Source organism: Lacinutrix gracilariae (assembly GCF_042684485.1).
GTDB classification, from domain to species: Bacteria; Bacteroidota; Bacteroidia; order Flavobacteriales; family Flavobacteriaceae; genus Oceanihabitans; species Oceanihabitans gracilariae.
The window spans coordinates 433,739-456,174 of sequence record NZ_JBHULM010000011.1; the positions used below are offsets into that span (position 1 = coordinate 433,739).

The 22,436-nt window shown below is 30.2% G+C and carries 18 protein-coding genes and 2 tRNA genes; 11 read left to right on the forward strand and 9 right to left on the reverse strand.

What is annotated here, in order from left to right:
• Nucleotides 1-4 precede the first annotated feature (4 nt).
• From ACFSSB_RS09070 to lspA, 4 genes are all read left to right on the forward strand, one after another.
• Nucleotides 5-2,080: a tetratricopeptide repeat protein gene (locus tag ACFSSB_RS09070; RefSeq protein ID WP_379903388.1), complete on the forward strand. Its 2,076-nt coding sequence runs from the start codon at nt 5-7 to the stop codon at nt 2,078-2,080.
• Nucleotides 2,070-2,768, forward strand: coding sequence for a LytR/AlgR family response regulator transcription factor (locus tag ACFSSB_RS09075; protein WP_379903390.1), 699 nt, complete (start codon nt 2,070-2,072; stop codon nt 2,766-2,768). The genes ACFSSB_RS09070 and ACFSSB_RS09075 overlap by 11 nt, the downstream gene beginning before the upstream one ends.
• Before the next feature lie 655 nt (nt 2,769-3,423).
• A complete protein-coding gene (gene fabD, locus ACFSSB_RS09080; protein WP_379903392.1) occupies nt 3,424-4,317 on the forward strand; it encodes an ACP S-malonyltransferase in 894 nt (297 codons plus the stop codon).
• On the forward strand, nt 4,317-4,796 hold the full coding sequence (gene lspA, locus ACFSSB_RS09085; protein WP_379903394.1) for a signal peptidase II: 480 nt from the start codon (nt 4,317-4,319) through the stop codon (nt 4,794-4,796). Before fabD ends, lspA begins: the two co-directional genes overlap by 1 nt.
• A gap of 48 nt (nt 4,797-4,844) precedes the next feature.
• Here the strand turns inward: lspA and ACFSSB_RS09090 are convergent, their stop codons facing one another.
• The 3 genes from ACFSSB_RS09090 to ACFSSB_RS09100 form a co-directional block, all read right to left on the reverse strand.
• Entirely contained in the window at nt 4,845-5,036 is a 192-nt protein-coding gene (locus ACFSSB_RS09090) for a hypothetical protein (RefSeq protein ID WP_379903396.1), read from the reverse strand.
• Between the two features lie 163 nt (nt 5,037-5,199).
• On the reverse strand, nt 5,200-6,219 hold the full coding sequence (galE, locus tag ACFSSB_RS09095; protein WP_379903398.1) for a UDP-glucose 4-epimerase GalE: 1,020 nt from the start codon (nt 6,217-6,219) through the stop codon (nt 5,200-5,202).
• A 101-nt stretch (nt 6,220-6,320) separates the two neighbouring features.
• Nucleotides 6,321-7,463: a DegT/DnrJ/EryC1/StrS family aminotransferase gene (locus tag ACFSSB_RS09100; protein ID WP_379903400.1), complete on the reverse strand. Its 1,143-nt coding sequence runs from the start codon at nt 7,461-7,463 to the stop codon at nt 6,321-6,323.
• Between the two features lie 157 nt (nt 7,464-7,620).
• Between ACFSSB_RS09100 and ACFSSB_RS09105 the strand changes: the two genes are divergently transcribed.
• Both ACFSSB_RS09105 and ACFSSB_RS09110 read left to right on the forward strand, forming a co-directional pair.
• Nucleotides 7,621-8,883, forward strand: coding sequence for a 3-deoxy-D-manno-octulosonic acid transferase (locus ACFSSB_RS09105; RefSeq protein WP_379903402.1), 1,263 nt, complete (start codon nt 7,621-7,623; stop codon nt 8,881-8,883).
• A 116-nt stretch (nt 8,884-8,999) separates the two neighbouring features.
• The gene (locus ACFSSB_RS09110) at nt 9,000-9,413 is read left to right on the forward strand and encodes a hypothetical protein (protein WP_379903404.1); all 414 of its coding nucleotides are present in this window, start codon (nt 9,000-9,002) and stop codon (nt 9,411-9,413) included.
• 455 nt (nt 9,414-9,868) lie between these two features.
• Here the strand turns inward: ACFSSB_RS09110 and ACFSSB_RS09115 are convergent.
• The 3 genes from ACFSSB_RS09115 to mutS all read right to left on the reverse strand — a co-directional run bounded on the left by ACFSSB_RS09115 (nt 9,869) and on the right by mutS (nt 12,786).
• A tRNA-Leu gene (locus ACFSSB_RS09115) sits at nt 9,869-9,952 on the reverse strand.
• 50 nt (nt 9,953-10,002) lie between these two features.
• Nucleotides 10,003-10,074, reverse strand: a tRNA-Gly gene (locus tag ACFSSB_RS09120).
• Between the two features lie 99 nt (nt 10,075-10,173).
• Entirely contained in the window at nt 10,174-12,786 is a 2,613-nt protein-coding gene (gene mutS, locus ACFSSB_RS09125; protein ID WP_379903406.1) for a DNA mismatch repair protein MutS, read from the reverse strand.
• Nucleotides 12,787-12,941: 155 nt separating this feature from the next.
• On the opposite strand from mutS, the gene ACFSSB_RS09130 reads away from it, so the two are divergent.
• Both ACFSSB_RS09130 and ACFSSB_RS09135 read left to right on the forward strand, forming a co-directional pair.
• Nucleotides 12,942-13,385 (forward strand): DUF1573 domain-containing protein, encoded by a 444-nt coding sequence (locus ACFSSB_RS09130; RefSeq protein WP_379903408.1) that lies wholly within the window; start codon nt 12,942-12,944, stop codon nt 13,383-13,385.
• Between the two features lie 66 nt (nt 13,386-13,451).
• Nucleotides 13,452-13,994, forward strand: a complete 543-nt coding sequence (locus ACFSSB_RS09135) for an RNA methyltransferase (protein WP_379903410.1) — start codon at nt 13,452-13,454, stop codon at nt 13,992-13,994.
• On the opposite strand, the gene ACFSSB_RS09140 is transcribed toward ACFSSB_RS09135, so the two are convergent.
• Complete coding sequence (locus tag ACFSSB_RS09140) at nt 13,981-16,290, reverse strand: hypothetical protein (RefSeq protein WP_379903412.1); 2,310 nt, start codon at nt 16,288-16,290, stop codon at nt 13,981-13,983. The two genes, ACFSSB_RS09135 and ACFSSB_RS09140, sit on opposite strands and share 14 nt — an antisense overlap.
• 39 nt (nt 16,291-16,329) lie before the next feature.
• The gene (gene folK, locus ACFSSB_RS09145; protein ID WP_379903414.1) at nt 16,330-17,457 is read right to left on the reverse strand and encodes a 2-amino-4-hydroxy-6-hydroxymethyldihydropteridine diphosphokinase; all 1,128 of its coding nucleotides are present in this window, start codon (nt 17,455-17,457) and stop codon (nt 16,330-16,332) included.
• A gap of 201 nt (nt 17,458-17,658) precedes the next feature.
• Here folK and ACFSSB_RS09150 point away from each other — a divergent pair, with 201 nt between their 5' ends.
• The 3 genes from ACFSSB_RS09150 (at nt 17,659) to rpsU (ending at nt 21,541) form a co-directional block, all read left to right on the forward strand.
• Nucleotides 17,659-18,363, forward strand: a complete 705-nt coding sequence (locus ACFSSB_RS09150; RefSeq protein WP_379903416.1) for a queuosine precursor transporter — start codon at nt 17,659-17,661, stop codon at nt 18,361-18,363.
• A gap of 89 nt (nt 18,364-18,452) precedes the next feature.
• Nucleotides 18,453-21,149, forward strand: coding sequence for an AsmA-like C-terminal region-containing protein (locus ACFSSB_RS09155; protein ID WP_379903418.1), 2,697 nt, complete (start codon nt 18,453-18,455; stop codon nt 21,147-21,149).
• Nucleotides 21,150-21,346: 197 nt separating this feature from the next.
• On the forward strand, nt 21,347-21,541 hold the full coding sequence (rpsU, locus tag ACFSSB_RS09160) for a 30S ribosomal protein S21 (protein WP_055443717.1): 195 nt from the start codon (nt 21,347-21,349) through the stop codon (nt 21,539-21,541).
• 79 nt (nt 21,542-21,620) lie between these two features.
• Here rpsU and ACFSSB_RS09165 read toward each other — a convergent pair whose 3' ends face one another.
• On the reverse strand, nt 21,621-22,415 hold the full coding sequence (locus ACFSSB_RS09165) for a DUF2797 domain-containing protein (RefSeq protein WP_379903421.1): 795 nt from the start codon (nt 22,413-22,415) through the stop codon (nt 21,621-21,623).
• Nucleotides 22,416-22,436: the final 21 nt, after the last annotated feature.

Sequence of the window (22,436 nt, forward strand, 5' to 3'; positions counted from 1 at the left end):
ATACATGAGGTACGCATATATTTTAATAGCGCTATTTTTTACTATACATGGGTTTAGCCAAGTTAGTAGTAAAAAACAACGCGCTATAGACTCTGCTTACCAAATAGCCACACAAAAAACGAGACCTATAAATGTAAGACTAGATGCATACCGTTATTGTTGCTGGAAAACAGTGTATTTAGATTTTAACCAAGGTTTAAAAAATAGTTCAGAATATTTAGCCTTAGCCAAAACAACAACACAGCATGATAATATTTCTAAAGCGTACCATTTTTTAGGACATTCACAAATGATGTTAGGTCAATTTGATGAAGCTAACAAAACCTTACAAGAAGGTTTAGAGGTATCTCTTAAAAATGAATATTATACAGGTATTGCTGAAATTTACGGAGACTTAGGAAACCTAAATAACAACTTAGGAAATACGAATACTGCTTTAGAGTATCATTTTAAAGCCCTTGAATATGCTGAAAAACATAATATTTATGTAGAATATGCAAGAGCAAAAATTAATATTGGTGAAATATATGAAGCGCAAGGAAAGTATAAACTTAGTATAGAAACTTTTGAAAAGGCACTAAACTTTTGTGTAGCACATCATTTTGCAGGATTTAAATCTTCTATCTATGAAAGTCTTGGTGATGTAAACATTACTATTAAAGAATATGAAACTGCAAAAAAAAACTATACCACAGCAGTAGACTATGCTAAACGCCTTAATAACAATAACAGATTAATAAATTCTTTAAACAAATTAGGTATATTACACCTAGAGCTTAACAGTCTAGACAAGGCACTAGATTTTCACAACCAAGCTTTACATGTTGCCACCACTAGTAAAGCCTATACATTAGAGGCAAAAACAAGAGCTAATTTAGCAAACGTACTACTACAACTAAACAAAACAGATAAAGCCTTAGAGCATATTACGCTGGCTCTACATCAATTTGAAACTTTAAAAATAAAAGACAATTTAGATAATGCCTATATCATTACTGCTAAAATATACCACAAATTAAACAGAAAAAAAGAAAGCCATACATACTACAAAAAAGCCTATGAACTTGCTAAAAACACAAACCACATTAACACGCTAAAGTTAGCAAGTTATAGTTTAGCAATGGCCTATGAAGAAAGTGGAGATTTATTAAATGCTATTAAATACCATAAAGAATATAACACCTATAGCAATCAAATAAGAAATGAAGATGGTATAAAACAAATTATCCGTCTTGAAATGCAGGATGTTTACAAAAAGAAATCGTTAACAGATAGTATTAATAAAGCAAACGAAATCAAGCTACTTCAATATGAATATGACAAAAAAGAAGAACGTAATAAACTAAGAAATTATACCGCAATTTTCAGTATAATAATTCTTTTAGCAGTAGTGCTATGTATTGCTTATTTTTATAATCAAAAAAAGAAAATTGCTGCGGTACTTTCTAAAAAAAACAAAGCTATTAGAGTAGCTTTAAACGATAAAGAAATTTTATTAAAAGAAGTACATCATCGTGTTAAAAACAATATGCAAGTAGTATCTTCCTTATTATATTTAAAATCTAAAAACACCGAAGATAAAATTGCCAAAGAAGCATTAATAGATAGCAAAAAAAGAATAGACGCTATGCAATTGGTACATCAAAAAATGTATCAAAAAGGAAACTATCAACAAATTGATGTTTTAGAATATTTTAATGACATTGTTACTCTTTTATTGCAACCCATTAAAGCACCAGAAGATTGTTTTACTGTGCATGGTGAAGAACTGTGGTTAGATGTAGAACAAACACAAGCATTAGGTTTTATTTTACACGAATTGATTGCGAATAGTATAAAATATGCTTGGAATAAAACAGACACTAAAAAAGTAGACATTAGTATTATAAAAACAAATAACGAAATTCAATTTAGTTATTCTGATAATGGTAAAGGTTTACCTGAAAATTTTGATATAACAACAACCAAATCTTTTGGTATGAAGTTAATCTATTCGCTATCAACAAGACAATTACTTGGTAAAACACAAATTAGTAATACCAACGGATTTACTATAAACATAACATTTCATGCCAGATAAAACAAAATCAAAAGTCTTAATTGTTGATGATGATGTATTCATCTCAGAACAACTTAATAGCATATTAGAAGATTTGGGTTATCAGGTTTCAGATATAGCTTTCAATGCAGAAAGCGCCATACACTCTTTAAAAACAAATCCTCCAGACATTGCAATATTAGATATAAATATGCATGGCAGAAATCAAGGATTTGAAATTGCCAAATACATCAAAGACAATGTAAATATTCCATTTATATTCTTAACCTCTTTTGCTGATGAATCTACCGTTAATGAAGCATCTAAACTAACTCCAGATAGTTATTTACTAAAACCTTTTAATGAGGCTACCATATTTTCTACTTTAAATATAGTACTTCAAAGACATCATAAAAACAACAGCTATTTTAATATTAAAATAGGTCATGAAATACATAAAGTAAAAGATAGTGATTTACTTTTTATAATGTCTTCAGATAAATATATAGAAATACATACCAAAACAAAAAAGTACTTAAAAAGAGACACTATAAATAGCTTTCTTCAACAAAATGAGCAGAAAGGAATTTGTCGTGTACACAGATCATACGCTGTTAAATTAGATAATATTGACAGTGTAAAAGGATCTATCATACACATAAACAACCTAGAAATACCTATATCAAACACATATAAACAAGATTTTAAAAACGCCTACAATCAGCTTTAACGTCTAAAAACGCATATTATTTAACGGTGTTCTGTTTAAAAACTCCGTTTAAGCGTATTTGTAACTTTACTTTCTACGTACAAAACTCATCACTTCACGACATTTTTTTTTACATCTTGCATTATTGCGTTAATATTGTTTTAAATATTGACCTACTTACTTGTGAAAAAAAACAACTTCTTGTTTATTGTATTAATAGTGTTTGCAATAGCACTTGTAACAGCACAAATCATGTTGCTTTTCGATATCAACTTAAATAGCTCAGTAGACACTAGAAGTACAGATGATTACAACCGTAATTACACTTCTAGAAATAATAAACCCATCGTTAATTACTAATTGGCATGTATAGTAATTTTCTAGCATTACAGTATAAAATTGGTGTTAATTCCATAGGAACAAAAAGCAGTATTAGTACTAAATTATCTACATCACTAAATCTAAGAGACCATTGTAAATAAATATTATGTGTTTCAAAAAATATATAAAATAATTAGGGGTACTTTTTATTGTAGGAAATAAAAGGTAAACTTGAAGGATGCTTTAGTAAAGCATCCTTTTTTTCTATATTAAAAACACAAATTAAAGCAGTGAATATATATGCAAGTAGCTTTAATAAATTATTACTATTTTTGCATCTTAAATTTAGATATCAATGAACGCATATATATTTCCAGGTCAAGGAGCACAATTTTCAGGAATGGGTTTAGACCTTTACGAAAACTCACCAGAAGCACAACATTTATTTGAAGATGCTAATGCAATATTAGGATTCAACATTACAGACACCATGTTTGAAGGTACTGCTGAAGCACTAAAAGAAACCAAAGTAACACAACCTGCTATATTTTTACATTCTGTAATTTTAGCTAAAACTCTAGGAGAAAATTTTAAACCAGATATGGTTGCTGGTCATTCTCTTGGTGAATTTTCTGCCTTAGTTGCAAATGGCGCTTTAACTTTTGAAGACGGTTTACGCTTAGTATCAAAACGTGCTATAGCAATGCAAAAAGCCTGCGAGTTACAACCTAGTACTATGGCTGCTGTTTTAGGCTTAGAAGATAAACTAGTAGAAGATATTTGTACTAAAACCGAAGGTATTGTAGTTGCAGCAAATTATAACTGTCCAGGACAACTAGTTATTTCTGGAGAAATTGAAGCTATTAATCGTGCTTGTGAAGCAATGAAAGAAGCAGGAGCAAGACGTGCTTTAGTGCTTCCTGTTGGAGGCGCTTTTCATTCACCAATGATGGAACCTGCTAGAGAAGAATTAGCTGCAGCAATTGAAAACACTACATTTAGCAAACCTAATTGCCCAATTTATCAAAATGTTACTGCAAGTGCAGTTATAAACGAAACCGAAATAAAAACAAATTTAATTTCACAACTAACAGCTCCTGTACGTTGGACACAATCTGTACAACAAATGATAACGGATGGCGCTACTTTATTTACAGAAGTTGGTCCTGGAAAAGTATTACAAGGCTTAGTTAAAAAAATTAATAGAGAAGCACAAACTGCTGCTGCATCTATAGAAACTAAAGCATAATGAAACGTTCTTTATTTATTACATTTTTAATTGTTTTTAATATTGTAATTGATCAGCTTTCTAAAATTTGGACACGAGAAAACGTTACAAGAGGAAGTAAAACTGAAATTATTGGTGATTTTTTCACCTTGCATAATGTAGAAAATTCAGGTGCATTTTTAGGTATGGGAAGCGATTTAAACCCTACAATGCGTGCTATTTTTTTACTGATTATTCCTGTTTCTGTTATGGCCTATGTTTTGTATTTAATTTTTAAAAACAAAAATCTAGACACCTTTTCTTTAATAGGTTTCTGTTGTATTTTAGGTGGAGGAATAGCAAATATATACGATAGATTTATGTATGGTTCTGTAACCGATATGTTTCATATAGATCTTGGCGGTGTTTTTAGAACCGGAATTTTTAACGTTGCAGATATGTCTGTTATGCTAGGTTTAGGATTACTGATTCTTGGTAATTTTAAAAAGAAAGAAGCATAAAAAATTAATCTTAAAAAAAAAGCCTCGAAATAATTCGAGGCTTTTTTTTTATCTACTTAAGACACAATCTTCACAGTCTTTTACTTTTCCGTAATAGGTTTCTCTGTATTTGTGTAGCGTTTTTATAGGAATACCTAGCAGTTGCTTTTTAATATACGTTACTTTGGCATTTACACGTCCCATTTTAGGAGCGAATCTGTTTTCTTGTCTTGTCTGACGTTTTACTGTAATCAATTTCATTGTTTTATCATTTTCATTCTTTACAAAGAACGCAATAATATTAACCAATCACGAATAGATAACATTAAATTATTGTTAATCAAGATATTAATACAGATACTTTAATCATATAAGAGAAATATTACAAAATTTATAAGAGAAAGTATTTATAATTTAATATTTACTAATCCGCTTTTAAGCTTTGTTGCCATTTCCATGCAGAAAGCATTGCATCATCTAAAGACAGTTCGGTTTTCCAACCTAAAGTGGCATTTGCCTTTTTAGTATCTGCATAAGCAGAAGTAATATCTCCTTCTCTTCTATCTACCATTTTATAATTTAGCTTTTGTCCAGAAACACGCTCAAAAGATTTAATTACCTCCAAAACAGAGCTACCAATACCTGTTCCTAGATTAAAAGTTTGATAGTTTGTTTCATTCTTTTTCTCTATCAACTGTTTTACTGCTGCTACGTGTGCTTTTGCTAAATCTACAACATGAATATAATCTCTTATACAAGTACCATCAGGTGTAGGATAATCACTACCAAAAACAGATAATTCTTCTCTTAAACCTATTGCTGTTTGCGTAATATATGGTATTAAATTTTGCGGCACTCCTTTAGGTAGCTCTCCAATATGAATACTTTCATGCGCTCCTATAGGGTTAAAATAACGCAAAGAAATAGCCTGTATATTACTATTTACTTTACAAGCATCTTGTATTATTTCTTCGCCAATTTGTTTTGTATTTCCGTAAGGAGATTCTGCAACCTGTATTGGGGAACTTTCGGTTATAGGCATTTTTTCTGCTTGACCATAAACAGTACATGAAGAACTAAATATAAAATTAGCTACTTTCAATTTTTCTAATTCTTGAAGTACATAAACCAATGTATTAATATTATTTTCATAATACATTAAAGGTTTTTTCACACTCTCTCCTACTGCTTTAGATGCTGCAAAATGTATAACACCTTCAATATCTTGATGTGCTTTAAAAAATGCTTGTACTTTTAATTTATCTTTTAAATCTAATTGCTCAAATATTGGTTTTATTCCTGTAATTGCAACAATTCCGTCTAAAACCTCTATAGAAGAATTAGAAAGATTATCTATTATTACAACTTGGTATCCTTCTTTTTGAAGTTCTACAACTGTATGAGATCCTATAAAACCTAAACCTCCTGTTACTAATATTTTCATTGGCCTCTATTTGCGTTAAGGATGGTAGCGGTATCCTTTTTTTGCTTGCATATATGGCAAAAAAAGATTTTAGCGTACAGCCTGACCCTTGTGGTAACGCCCTAATTATTTGCTATAAATTCTTTAATTTTATTGGTGATAAACTCTATTTGTTCATCTTCTAACTCGGTATGCATTGGTAAAGAAATTACCTCTTTTACTAATTGGTTAGTAACCGTAAAATCTGCTTCGTTATACCTCGTATCTTTATATGCTTTTTGATTGTGTAACGGAATTGGATAATACACACCACAAGGAATATCATGGCTATTTAAGTACTTTACTAAACCGTCTCTATCTACATTATTTAGCTTTAAAGTATATTGATGAAAAACGTGACAATCACAATCTTCACAAATGGAAGTACAGTTTTTAGACACCTGTGGTGTTGTTATATTTGGTATTGCTTCTAAAGCCTTGTTATATTTTCTTGCTGCAGATTGTCTTGCTTTATTATACGTATCTAAAAATGGTAATTTTGCATTTAATACTGCTGCTTGTATAGAATCTAATCTAGAGTTTACACCTACAACATCATGATGATAACGTTCATACATACCATGATTTACAATTCCTCTAATAGTATGAGCTAAGGCATCATCATTTGTAAAAATTGCTCCTCCATCTCCATAACATCCTAAGTTTTTAGATGGAAAAAAAGAAGTAGACGCTACATGACCAATGGTTCCAGATTTTGCCTTGTCTCCATTAGCATAGGTATACGTTGCTCCAATTGCTTGTGCATTATCTTCTATAACATATAGATTATGTGCTTCAGCAATTTTCATGATTTCTTCCATATTAGCACATTGTCCAAATAAATGTACAGGAACAATTGCTTTTGTTTTTGGTGTTATTGCTTTTTTAATAGCATCAACACTAATGTTAAAATCATCTGGATTTACATCTACCAAAACTGGAGTTAATTGCAATAACGCAATTACCTCAACGGTTGCTGCAAATGTAAAATCTGAAGTAATAACCTCATCTCCTGGCTTTAAACCTAAACCCATCATTGCTATTTGTAATGCATCTGTACCATTAGCACAAGGTATTACATGTTTAACTCCTAAATATGTTTCTAAATTTTTCTGAAATTCATGAACTTTTGGTCCATTAATAAAAGAAGCATTATCTATTATTTCTTGAATAGTTGGATTTACAACATCTTTAATACCTGCGTATTGACCCTTAAGATCAACCATTTGAATTTTTTTCACTTTCTTAATTTTTGAAACCTTATGCTTATAATAGGCTCATTTTTACATCACGAATTTACAAAAAACCATAACGTTTAGCAATGAAGATTAATGAATAATAAATAATTAATTAAATACTAGATATGCATATCATTTAAAAGAAATGTATTTTAGCAATAAAGAAAAAATATTGGGTTTCATTTATAACATACTTATAGCTTTAACTTCTTTTATTTTAAAAGGAGTTTCGTTATTTAACACCAAAATAAAAAAAGGGGTTGACGGAAGAAAGCAAACATTTATTGTACTAAAAAATAACATTTTAAAAACAGATAAATGCATTTGGTTTCATTGTGCTTCTTTAGGAGAATACGAACAAGGTCTACCTGTTTTTAAAAACATACGAAAACTATATCCCAATCATAAAATTGTTTTAAGCTTCTTTTCGCCTTCTGGCTATGAAATAAGAAAAAACACAGATGTTGCAGATCTTGTAATCTACCTTCCATTAGATTCTAAAAAAAATGCCAAAAAATTTATAGATCTAGTTCATCCAGAACTTACCGTTTTTGTGAAATATGATATTTGGCCTAATCTTTTAAAAGAACTAAAAAAAAGAAACCTAAAAGCCATTTTAATTTCTGCTTTATTTAGACCCAACCATTCATTTTTTAAATTTTACGGTAAAGAACAACGCAATGCCTTATTTGCTTTTAATCATATTTTTGTTCAAAACGAAGCTTCAAAAAAGCTTTTAAACAAAATAAACTACACCAATGTAACTGTTTCTGGAGACACGCGTTTTGATCGTGTTTATAGTCAATTAGAACAAGATAACACCTTAGATTTTATTGAAGAATTTAAACAAGATAGCCTATGTATTATTGCTGGAAGCACTTGGCCTGAAGATGAAAACATTTTAATAGATTATATAAACAGTAATGCCTCTACTAAATTAAAATTCATCATTGCTCCTCATAATATTAAAGCTTCTCAAATAGATAAATTTTGTAATCAACTACAAGTTCCTTTTGTAACATTTTCTAAAAAAGAAAATAAAGACCTATCTGTTTTTTCTGTATTTATCATGGATACTATTGGGTTATTAACCAAAGCATACAGTTATGCAGATATTGCATACGTTGGAGGTGCCATGGGAAAAACAGGTTTACACAACACCTTAGAACCTGCCGTGTTTGGTATACCAATAATAATAGGAAAAAACTATAAAAAATTCCCTGAAGCTTATGCTTTAATAGCAGAAAACGGAATGCTCTCTGTAAAAAACAAAAAAGAACTAGCCTTATTTTTAGACGAATTAGCTAATAATCAAGCAAAAAGAGAAAAAATGGGAGCTCAAAACTTTAATTATATCAAAAAAAACAAGGAAGCTGTCATCCAAATCATCAATTACATACGTAAATAGACTAATTAATTTACTAAAACAGCAATTATGTTAAAATTGTTAACAAAACTTGTATGAATTTTAACAAGAAGTTGTTATTTTCGTAAATAAGAAAATTAACACTAAAACTATTACTAATGAAAAAATTATTATTTAGCGCTGCCTTATTATTAACATTAAGTGCATCATTTACATCATGTAGAGAAGTAAAAGAAAAAACAGATGCTGCTGGTGAAGCTGTAGAAAATGCAACTGAAGCAACAGGAGAAGCTGTAAACAATGCTGCTGAAGCAACTGAAGAAGCTGCTAAAGAGGCAGGAGAAGCTGTTGAAGCTGCTACTGAATCTGCTGTTGATGCTGCAGGAAACGCTGTAGATACTGCTGAAAAAGCTGTAGAAGATGCAGTTGATGCTGCTGGAGAAGCTGCTAGCGATGCTAAAGATGCTGCAAAAGACGCTGCTAACGATGCTAAAGATGCAGCTACTGATGCTGTAGACAAAGCTGCTGATGCCGTTTCTAACAAAGCAAAAGAATTAAAAGTTAACAACTAATTAGTAGTTATCTTACTTTAAAAAAAAAGCCTTCATGTTTATGAAGGCTTTTTTTATGCTTGATAGTTACAGAATAAAGACCTTAATCAAAAACCTAGCTTTTAGAAGACCTATATCTATTTTATTTATTGATTTTTTCACAAGTGCTTTTCCTAGATCACATCCATTCTCTTCACATTTACAACACTTATAAAACACCAAGCCTCCTCACTACTCTCTTATATCATTCTACGCCTTATTTAAGCATATATAAAGAAACAAACAGTAATAGTTATTCCGATAAAAAAAGAGAAACCTAAAGCAGCTATTAAATGCAAGCTTTTAAACTCCTATTTAAACTTAAACTACATTATGATTTAGGGAAAAGGATAAATTAACAAACAATCTTAAAACTAGCAGATGATTTTCCTTATTTATTAAAAACAAAAAAGCCTTACATTTCTGTAAGGCTTTTGTACTGAAGACGGGACTTGAACCCGTACGTCCTAATGGACATTGGATTTTAAGTCCAACGTGTCTACCAATTCCACCACTTCAGCAGTTTACGATTTATATAAAAATCGCTTGGTATATTTTAAGAAAGTCTCAGAGCGAAAGACGGGATTTGAACCCGCGACCCCCACCTTGGCAAGGTGATGCTCTACCCCTGAGCTACTTTCGCAGTCTTTTGTATGAACGTGCTATATTGCTATTGCGAGTGCAAATTTAAAACAAATCTTAGAACTACAAAGCTTTTTTTGAAAAAATATTATTTTTTTTTTCAAACAGGCTTTTTCTTCACCAACATTCGCTTAATTTCATTGAGTTTCATCAAGGCCTCTACAGGTGTAAGTGTATCAATATCAGTATGTAATATTTCCTCTTTAATTTCTTCTAGTAAAGGATCATCTAAATTGAAAAAACTTAACTGCATTTCATCTTTTATTGATTTTACTTTATCTGTAAGCTCTTCACTAGAATGTGACCTTTCTAATTTCTTTAATATTTTATTCGCTCTATGTAAAACCTGCTTAGGCATTCCTGCCATTTTTGCAACATGAATACCAAAACTATGCTCACTTCCTCCTGCAACCAGCTTTCTTATAAACAAAACATTGTTTTTTAATTCTTTTACAGAAACATTGTAATTTTTAATTCTAGTAAATGTTTCGGTCATTTCATTTAACTCATGGTAATGGGTAGCAAAAAGGGTTTTAGGTTTTGTAGGATGCTCATGTAAGTACTCACTTATTGCCCAAGCTATAGAAATACCATCATAAGTACTTGTTCCTCTTCCTATTTCATCTAATAAAACTAAGCTTCTATTACTTATATTATTTAATATAGAAGCGGTTTCATTCATTTCTACCATAAAAGTAGATTCTCCCATAGAAATATTATCACTCGCTCCTACTCTAGTAAATATTTTATCTACCAAACCAATTCTTGCTGCTTTTGCTGGCACAAAACTTCCCATTTGTGCTAACAATACAATTAAAGCTGTTTGACGTAAAATAGCGGATTTACCAGACATATTAGGACCCGTAATCATGATAATTTGCTGTGTATCTCTATCTAAAAACACATCATTAGCTATATAAGGCTCACCTATTGGCAATTGTTTTTCAATTACTGGGTGACGTCCTTCTTTAATTTCTAAATCATGCGTATCATCTATAATTGGGTAAACGTACTTATTGTCTTTAGCCAATTGAGCAAAACCTGCTAAGCAATCTAACTGACCAATTAAATACGCGTTTTGCTGTACTGGTTTTATGTATTGATTCATCCAAGCAACTAACTCTGCAAATAATTGCTGTTCTATTGCTAGAATTTTTTCTTCGGCTCCTAAAATTTTGCTTTCGTATTCTTTAAGTTCTTCGGTAATATAACGCTCAGCATTCACTAAGGTTTGCTTGCGTATCCATTCTTCTGGAACCTTATCTTTATGCGTATTTCTTACTTCAATATAATACCCAAACACATTATTAGATGCTATTTTAAGCGAGGTGATTCCTGTACGTTCACTCTCACGCTTTAGCATATTATCTAAATAATCTTTACCTGAAGTAGATAAGGCACGAAGCTCATCTAACTCTTTTGAAAAGCCCATAGCAATCGTGCTTCCTTTTAAAACATTTACAGGAGCATCTTCATTAAGCATGGTTTTAATCTTCTCTCTTAGCAAATCACAGCTTTGTAATTTATCGCCTATTATTTTAAGGGATTCATTATCGCAATGAGACGATAATTGCTTTATTGGTATAATTGCATCTAATGAATTTTTAAGCTGAATAACCTCTCTAGGATTCACCTTTGCAGTAGCTACTTTAGAGATTAAACGTTCAATATCTCCTATATGCTTTATATGGTTTTGTATTTTTTGAAGCGTAGTATTGTCTTTAGTAAAGAAATCAACCACCTCATGACGTTGTTTAATTTTCTCCACATTTTTTAAAGGCAGCGCCAACCATCTTTTTAACAAACGTCCTCCCATTGGAGAGATGGTTTTATCTATTACATGCAAAAGGGTAACTGCATTATTGTTGGTAGAACTGTAGAGCTCTAGATTTCTAATAGTAAATCTATCCATCCAAACATAATCATCTTCTGCTATTCTAGAAATAGAAGTTATATGCTGCAATTTATTATGCTGCGTTTCGCCTAAATAATGTAAAATAGACCCTGATGCTATAATACCTTCATGCAAATCTGCAATACCAAAACCTTTAAGCGTCTTGGTATCAAAATGCTTAATTAGTGTTTCATTGGCGTAATCGGTTTGATATACCCAATCTTCTAAATAAAAAGTATGAAAATCTTCACCAAACGTTTCTTTAAAAAGGCTACGTTTTTGTTTAGAAACCAAGACTTCACTCGGACTAAAATTTTGCAATAATTTATCTATATACTCGGCATTTCCTTGTGAGGTTAAAAATTCTCCAGTAGACACATCTAAAAAAGAAATTCCTATTTTATTTTTTTCAAAGTAAACCGAACATAAAAAATTATTCGATTTAGAAACTAAAACCTCATCATTAAGAGCAACTCCAGGCGTTACTAATTCGGTAACACCTCGCTTTACAATAGTTTTAGTTTGTTTAGGATCTTCTAACTGATCACAAATAGCAACGCGTTCTCCTGCTTTTACCAGTTTTGGTAAATAGGTATTTAGAGAGTGATGCGGAAAACCTGCAAGTTCAATTTCACTCTCGCTTCCTGCTCCTCTTTTGGTTAATATAATACCTAAGATTCCTGCAGTTTTAATAGCATCTTCACCAAAAGTTTCATAAAAATCTCCAACGCGAAATAACAACAAAGCATCTGGATATTTTGCTTTTATCGCATTGTATTGTTTCATTAAAGGTGTTACTTTTTTTGCTTTTTTTGCCAATGGAAAGTGCTTTTATTTATTAAAATTGAATATCATGCGAATTTAGTTAAATAAATAGTTGTGATAAAATAATGTTAAAAATTAAATTGTAACAGTAAAGACCTTCTGTTTTAGTAAATTTATACTCTTATTTTCAAAATCAAAACCATTTATATATGAAAAAAGCAATTTTATTAAGTTTTGCTATGTTCGCCATGACTGCTGTTGGTGTAGCACAAAACGACACAAAGACAACCGAAGCAGAAACTGTAGCGACTGAAAACGGAGCAAAAATTGAGTTTGAAACAGAAACTATAGACTACGGAACTATTGAAAACAATTCGGACGGAAATAGAGAATTTACTTTTACAAACACAGGGAACACGCCTTTGGTTATAACAAACGCTAAAGGATCTTGCGGTTGTACAGTACCTACTTGGCCAAAAGAAGCAATTGCTCCTGGAGAATCTGCTGTTATTGGTGTGCGTTATGCAACAAACAGAACGGGTTCTTTTTCTAAAAGCATTACCTTAACTTCTAATGCCATTAATGCTCCTAAAAAAGTAATACGTATTAAAGGGACAGTGAAACCTAAACCAACAGAAGAAAAAGATATTTAATTTTTTTTTTAAATAATTATAAAACTTCCTTTTTTTAAAGGAAGTTTTTTTTTGAATATTTGCAGTATGAGAAAACTAAGAAATAGCGAACTAGACAGACTAAGTGTTGAAGATTTTAAAAACTCGACCAAAACACCTATTATTATAGTTTTAGATAATATTAGAAGCCTAAACAATATAGGTTCTGTTTTTAGAACTAGTGATGCTTTTTTAGTTGAAAAAATTTATCTCTGCGGAATTACTGCTACTCCACCACATAAAGACATACACAAAACAGCTCTAGGAAGCACAGACACTGTTGCTTGGCAGTATGCCGAAAACACTTTAGATGTTATTGAAGATTTAAAAAGCCAAGGTGTAAAAATTTGTGCCATTGAGCAAGCAGAAAACGCAACCATGTTAAATGATTTTGCTCCTAAAGCAGATACTAAATACGCTCTAGTTTTTGGTAACGAAGTAAAAGGTGTGGCACAAGATGTAGTTAGCGCAAGTGACGTAGTTATTGAAATACCTCAATTTGGCACCAAACATTCTTTAAACATTTCAGTAAGTTGTGGTGTTGTAGTTTGGGATGTATTTAGTAAAATAAAAAGTACTATTCTACAATAATGATTTGGTTAATAAGCTTTCCATTTCTAGTAAACCCCTGAATATAAAAAACATATCCTGAAAAACTATTTTTAACCTTAAAGCTTACTTCACCAATAGTATTGGTTTTAAGTATTGGTTTCCAATCTATTTCTTGTGATTTGTTTTTTGAGTTAAAATCATAAATGGGTGTATAATATTTTTTTGGTGCATTAAAACCGTATTCAAAAACATAATTCACATATAATTCTTCTATACCTTTTTTATAATTTTCTGTTGTAAAAATCTGGTATTTTCTATTCATTTTAATTGGTTGCATCATAACAGCCTCTACATCTTTCATTTCTAACCTTAGACTATTTAAATCACCAGAATCTAATTTCTTACCATCAATAAACAGAACAGCTTCTCCTGTAACACCAACTGCTAAATACCATTCTAAACCTTTCCAATTCACTAATCGAACACCTTCCTCTTTTTCTAAATAAGTTAGCAAATATTCATTTTTATAACTATCTCTTACTGGTAAAGGCATATATTTTCCTATATCAAATGTGGTTTTCCAATATTTATCTACAAGCTTTTTCTTTTTATGATACGCTTCACTTTTAATCTTACCAGATACATTAACTTGGTCTAACTCTGTTACGTTATTATCATAAAAAGCAAAATCGACTTCATTTATATTTTCATTTATTATAAAAGGAATAGAATAATTTGATGTAAATACATTAGCTTTTAATACTTCTTTATTATTTATAATGGAATCAAAATACATGTTTTCTGGTTTTGCTAATGCTTTATTAGGCTTCACAAAAGATAACTTTACAGAATCCCCTTTATGAATTAACAAGTTTTTAAACTCGAAATCAAGTTTGTTGTTTAGAAATATTTTATCAATTATTTTATTTTCATTGTTAATTAGGGCTAGATTATTAGAACCTAAAGGTCTAGAAAAACCAGATAATTTATATCCAATTTCAAAATCGTATTTATATTTAGGGTTTAAATTATTTATAAACTCAGAAGTAGCATACTGCGTCCAACCTTGAGTTAGCAGAAGCAAATCTAAATGAATAAACCTATCTTTATTTTTATCATTGAAATAATAAGAAGGTTTTTCTATATAACCTTTTAAGTAAGGTGTTAATAAAAAAGCCGCTTCAATATTTGTGTTTACATCTAATTGCTCACTATTAGAGAGCACTGAAGCACTTAAATTTGCTGCACCATCACTAGCTAATGTATTCAACTTAAAAACCACAGAATCCTTTTCTTTCGTTAGCTTTTCAATATTTACATCTATTTTTTCTACATCTTTATAGACAAAAAATTTCCTTTCTAAAATAGGTGTGTTATTTTTAAATATGGTTACTGTATTTACACCATTATAGAAATCTTTTTTATCTATTTTTAATACTATTTTAGAAGTATCTTTAAGTACAATATCTGCATAATTAACTATTTTATTGTTTTGATGAAAAAGCACAAAATAAGCATCATTTAGATTTTGTAAAGTTTGTTGATTGGTTTGCATTTCTAAATCTAAAAAACTAGAATTTTCCTTTATCTTTAAAGTTACTCCTTTGCTTTTAGGCAAAGGAACGTCTATTTTTAAAATAGTATCGTTAATATTAATTATAGCTTGGTATTTTTCAGATTCTTTATAATAAAATTCGCATTTGCTCATTCCTTTGTATGGATTATTAAAATATACAATCTCATTATTTTTTGAATCTATAATTTTTGCTTGAAAAGCATAACTCTTACCATTCAACAATGCTTTAATTGCTATAACATTAGCCGCATTTTCTAGTAAATATCCACCTTCTGGAAAGAGCTGTACATCATATAAGATTTCACTTTTACCAATATTTTTTTTAACAATATTACCAATACTTATTTTAGAAACAAATGCATTTTCATCTCCAAAATTTTTCATGAAATTAGTACGCGCTTGAATATAATAATCTCCAGAATCTAACCCATCATGAAGCGCAAACTGTCCTACACCTATTCCTTCATGTATAAATATATTTTGAGTTTCAATTAAATCTCCCTTTGCAGAAAACAGACTAACATAAAGCAGTGTGGTTTTTAACGATGGTTTATTATCACTGGATGACACATACGCTTTAAACCAAACCGTATCTTCTTTATCGTATTTTGATTTGTTGGTATGTATAAAAGTTTTCTCAAAGAAAAGATGTTCTTTTTGTAGTGCAGAAACAATAGAATCAAATGATTTATTTTGCGCTATTGTAGTAATAGTAATGAATAGGAAAAAATAAAATAGTATACATTTGTTTTGCTTCATACATCTAAATATATAGAAATTTACAAAAAATAAATGTTCCTATTCACAAATTCTATCTAACAACCATAAATAGTCTGCTCTGTTTTTCACAAAGTCCTTTTCAGAAATATCAATAATTTTCACATTTAATTCGGTTTGTTCTTTTAAGAACTCTAAATAACCTGTATTAATTTTTTCTAGATAATCGTTTTCAATATCCTTCTCGTAATTTCTACCTCTTTTTTTAATATTTGCCTGAAGTCTTTCAGTATTTTGATATAAATACACATACAAATCTGGTTTTGCTATGTCTTTATATACTTGGTAAAAAAGCTTTCTATACAATTTAAACTCGTCTTCTGGCAAGGTGATTTTTGAGAATATTAGCGATTTAAACACATCATAATCACTAACTATAAAATCTTTAAATAAATCTAATTGCGATAAATCATCACTAATTTGTTGGTATCTATCTGCTAAAAAAGACATTTCTAAAGTAAACGCATAACGCTTAGGCTCTTTATAGAATTTTGGTAAAAACGGATTATCAGCAAAACGTTCTAAAATAAGCTTCGCATTAAAATCAAGTGCCATTTTATTGCTTAAACTTGTTTTTCCTGCTCCAATATTCCCTTCAATTGCTATAAAATTATACTTAGAAAAATCATACTGTTTACTCGGATTTTTGAGCCAAATATTTACAGGTTCTAAAACACTTGTATCTGTACATGCTGCTAACAACTCACCAATATCCTTGTTTAAAACAGGATGCTTTACTTTAGAAGCTATATCAAACAAAGGCTGTAATACAAACTTGCGTTTTTGCATTTCTGGATGCGGAACTTGTAACGTTTTAGCATCTATAATCTCCTCGCCATAAAACACAATATCTAAATCTATAATTCGCGCTTGATAACCTGGAGCGTTTGTTCTTACTCTTCCTAATTGTTTTTCAATATCTAAAAGTAACCTTAATAGCTTGTTTGGTTTTAAATCGGTTTCTAAAATTAAACAGGTATTTAAAAACGCTTCGCCTTCAAAACCAAAAGCAGGTGTTTTATATACTTTAGATATTATTTTTATATTACCAACTTGTTGATGAATACAATCTATAGCGTTTTGCAAATTTTTAAATTTATCGCCTTTATTGCTTCCTAGTGATATATATGCTTTTTTGGGTTGGCTCATAAGTAACAGCAAAATAACTAAAACAATTTTTAATGCTTTATATTTATCTTAGCTATTTATTCACAATTTAACCGCTAACGTTTTTAGGCTAAAAATTTGTTTCACCAAATCACGCTAAACAAATGCTATACAGCACACAAGATTAAACTAGCAAACTATTAAAAAATTAAAAACCGCATTACTGCCATAGCAGAAATTATTATGACATTAAAAGACACTCTTGCAGCACAACGCATTTACCTATTACTAGGCGCTTTATTTATCACCTCACTAGTGGTTTCTAATTTAATTTTTCAGAAGTTTTTTTACTGGTATCCTTTTAATATTGAAATTTTTGGTGTGAAACTTTTTGAAATTTCTGTTGGTATTTTACCCTATCCTATTACTTTTTTAATAACCGATTTAATAAGCGAGATTTATGGTAAAAAGCGTGCAAACCAAGTAGTAATTGCTGGTATTTTTGCATCGTTTTTTTCTATGCTAATTGTTTATGTTTCTAACATTGTTCCTGCTACAAGTTGGTCTCCTGTAGATGACAAACTATTTACAACTGTTTTCGGAAGCACAGCTATTGCTGTTTTTGCTAGCATGATGGCATATCTTTTTGCGCAATTTATAGACATACAAATTTACCATTTCTGGAAACGGTTAACCAAAGGAAAACATTTATGGTTGCGTAATAATTTTTCTACTTTTTTATCACAATTTGTAGACACCTTTACCATTTTAATGTTACTGTGTTCATTTGGCATAATTGCTTGGGATAAATTTGCAGGATTACTACTAGCAGGATTTATTTTTAAAGTACTTATCGCTTTTTTTGATACGCCTTTTTTATATTTAGGTGTGTATCTTTTTAGAAAACGTTTTCAACTTAAAGTTAACGAAGAAATAGCTTTAGCTTAAATGCTAAACTTTTACTAAAATCTAGCTTTACAAAATCTAAAACTAGTATTATTACGTAAATACTTACACAATCAAATCTGTATTTTTTTATGAAAAAAGCTTTAAAAATTATTGGTATAACATTACTAATTATTGTGGCACTTTTAGTTGCCATTCCTTTTATGTTTAAATCACAAATCAAGGACATGGTAAAACAATTTATTAACGAAAACATGAATGCTAAAGTAGAATTTAGCGATGTAAGCTTGAGTCTTATAAGCAGTTTTCCGCAAGCACATGTTAGTGTAGACGATTTAGTAATTACTAATTTTGAACCTTTTAAAGACGAGACTTTTGCTACAGTAAAGGCCATTACTTTTGACATGTCTGTAAAAGAGTTATTTAAAAAAGCATCTGAAGGACCTCTAGTTATAAACGCTATTAATGTAAATGAAGCCTTATTAACATTAAAAACCAACAAATTTGGCGATGTTAATTATGATATTGCTAAAAAAACAGATGCTGATGCAGCACCTACAAACACTGATACCAATTCTAGTTTTAGTTTTGACATACAAGATTATGCTATAAATAATAGTGCATTTACCTATTTAGACGAAAAATCGAATATTACATTTTACATCACAGATTTAAACCACTCTGGTAAAGGAACCTTTTCTGGAACAGTTTCAGAGTTAGACACAAACACAGAAGCCAAAGTAAGTCTTAGTTTAGATAGCACACAATATCTAAACAACAACACCATAAAACTAGATGCCTTAATTGATCTAGATTTAGAAAACAGCAAATACACTTTTAAAGAAAACAAAGCCATCATTAACCAGCTACCTTTAACCTTTCAAGGTTTTGTACAAATGGTAGATGAAGGCCAAAACATAGATATTACATTTGAAAATCCGGGTTCTAATTTTAAAGATTTTTTAGCTGTTGTTCCTGAAGCATATTCTAAAAACATAGAAGATGTTACTACAACCGGAAACTTTAAAGTAAAAGGAACCATTAAAGGGTTAAGTAGTGATACTACCATACCTCATCTAGATATTAACGTAACATCAAACAACGCATCTTTTAAATATCCAGACTTACCTAAAAGTGTAGAAAACATTGCAATAAATGCATCGCTAAAAAACGATGATGGTAATGTTGACAACACCTATTTAAACCTAGAAACTTTAAATTTTAAAATAGATCAAGATGTGTTTAAATCTTCTGCTACATTAAAAAACATAACCCAAAACATGTTGGTTAACGCTAATATTGATGGTGTTTTAAACTTAGCAAACATTACTCAAGCATATCCTGTAACACTAGATAAAGAGCTAAGTGGTATTTTAAAAGGAAAACTACACACTTCTTTTGATATGAATGCATTAGAAACCAACGCATACCAACGTATTAAAAATGATGGAAATGTAAGTATCACTGATTTTATTTTTTCAAGTGAAGATATTGTAAACCCTATTCAAATAAACAAGGCAGACATTACCTTTAATCCAGGAACTGTTTCTTTAAATAGTTTTGATGCAAGAACAGGTACTAGCGACTTGAATGCTACTGGAAATATTGAAAATTTACTAGGTTTCTTATTAAGTGATGGTAATTTAAAAGGAAATTTTAATGTAAAATCTAATACTTTTGCTGTAGATGATTTTATGGTTGCAGAAACCGAAACAGCTACAAACAACAAAACGACCTCTGCAGAAGAATCCCTTAAAATTCCTGCATTTTTAGACTGTACCATTCAAGCAGATGCAAAAACTGTTTTGTATGATAATTTAACCCTTAAAAATGTAAAAGGAAGTCTAAAAATAAAAGACGAACAAGCCACTTTACAAAACCTTAGTTCTAATCTTTTTGATGGAGAGATTACAGTGTCTGGTTTGGTAGACACCAAAGAGAAAACACCACTTTTTAATATGAATCTTGGTATCAATGATTTTGATATTTCAGAATCTTTTCAAGATTTACAATTACTTAAAAGCCTAGCTCCTATTGCAAAAATATTACAAGGAAAACTAAATACAACCATTAATCTTTCTGGAGCTTTAGACCAAAGTTTCTCACCAGATTTATCTACAGTTTCTGGTGATGCGCTTGCCGAATTATTAACTACTAATATTTCTTCAGAAACAGCTCCTTTATTAAGTAAATTAGATGGTGCTTTTAATTTTATAGATTTTGATAAACTAGATTTAAAAGACTTAAAAACCAAATTAGATTTTAAAGACGGAAAAGTAAACGTAAAACCTTTTGATATTAAATACCAAGACATTAATATTACAGTAGATGGGTCACATGGTTTTGATAAAAGCATGGATTACAATGCAGTTTTACAAGTTCCTGCAAAATATTTAGGAAGTGAAATTAACCAACTAATAGGTAAAATAGATGATCCTGATGTAAACAATATTACAATTCCGGTAACCGCAACCATTGGTGGTACTTTTACAGCACCAACAGTTAAAACAGACTTAACAAGTAGTGTTAGTAATTTAACAAAACAGCTAATTGAAATACAAAAAAATAAACTTTTAAATCAAGGCTCTCAAGAACTTCAAAACTTAATAGGTGATGCGCTTGGAGGCACTAAAAATGACTCTACAGAAACACAAACAAGCAATCCTATTAAAAATGTACTAGATGACATTACAGGAAATAACAGCAATAATAATAGTGATGAAACACCAACTAATAACACAACCGTTGAAGAAGGTGTAAAAAACATTCTAGGAAACTTTTTAAATAACACAAAAAATAAAGAATCTGCTAAAGACTCTACAGAATAATACACCTACAATTTGCACTTATAAAACATTAGCGAATAGCATTTGTATTACATATAAATAAAGACCAAAACAGCATCTAAAAACTACTTTTTACTTGAATTTTAGTTTTTTATGCATTTTTTATCAAAAAAAAGTAAATAAATATTCTAAAATAAAAATAATTAATTTACTTTTGCATCCACAATTAAAGAATCATTATGTTAAGAATAGAAATAAAAGAAGGCGAAAATATAGAACGTGCTTTAAAACGTTACAAGCGTAAACACAGAAATGTGAAAGTTATGCAGAACTTAAGAGAAAACCAGTTTTTCACTAAACCATCTGTAAAACGTAGACGTCAAGTACAAAAAGCATCTTACATTCAAGGTTTAAGAGACGCTGAAGATATTTAGTAGTTACTTCTTTATACATATAAAAAAAAACACGCTTTTCAATAAAAGCGTGTTTTTTTGTTGGTTTATTTTTTCCGATTTAATCTACTCCTATTTCTACAACCAAACCTTCGTTTGATCTTATATTAAAAACGGTTTGGTCTTCAAAAATCAGGTATTGTCCCTTTATACCAACTAGCTTTCCAGAATAAGTTCCTTCTTTTTTAATATTTAAACTCTTAGGTTTTAAAGGATATTGCAGTACAGGAAACTCCATATTCGTTTCGGTATTATTTGCAATATAATAGTCTTTTGCTTCGTCAGGAATAAAACCTTTTAATCGCTCTCGCCACTCTACCAAGTTTTCATCTACCAAATCATTTTTTAACATGGTTCGCCAATTGGTTTTATCTGCAACATAATCTTTTAATGCAACTTCGGTAATTCCTGCCAAATATCTATTTGGTACTTCTACAATTTCAATAGCTTCATGCGCACCTTGATCTATCCAACGTGTTGGCACTTGACTTTTTCTGGTAACACCAACCTTTACATTACTTGAATTTGCTAAATATACAATGTGTGGTTGCAATTGTACTTTCTTTTCATAAGCCAAATCTCTATCTTCTTTATCTAAATGTGCAGTACTCAATTCTGGACGCATAATCCAATCTGCTGCTTGCGGAATATCAAAAAAACAGCTCTTACAAAATCCTTGTCTGTAAATCACTTTATTTAAACCACAGTTTAAACATTGATACTTTACAAATTTCAAATGTATGTTTTTGCCTATCAACTGGTTCATGTTTAAAAAATCATTTTCAAACACCAAATAATATTGAATAGGCTTAGCAAATTCGGTTTCCATTTTTGTTAAAACACCTTGGTAGTACATAAAAAAAAAGTCTTATTTTTA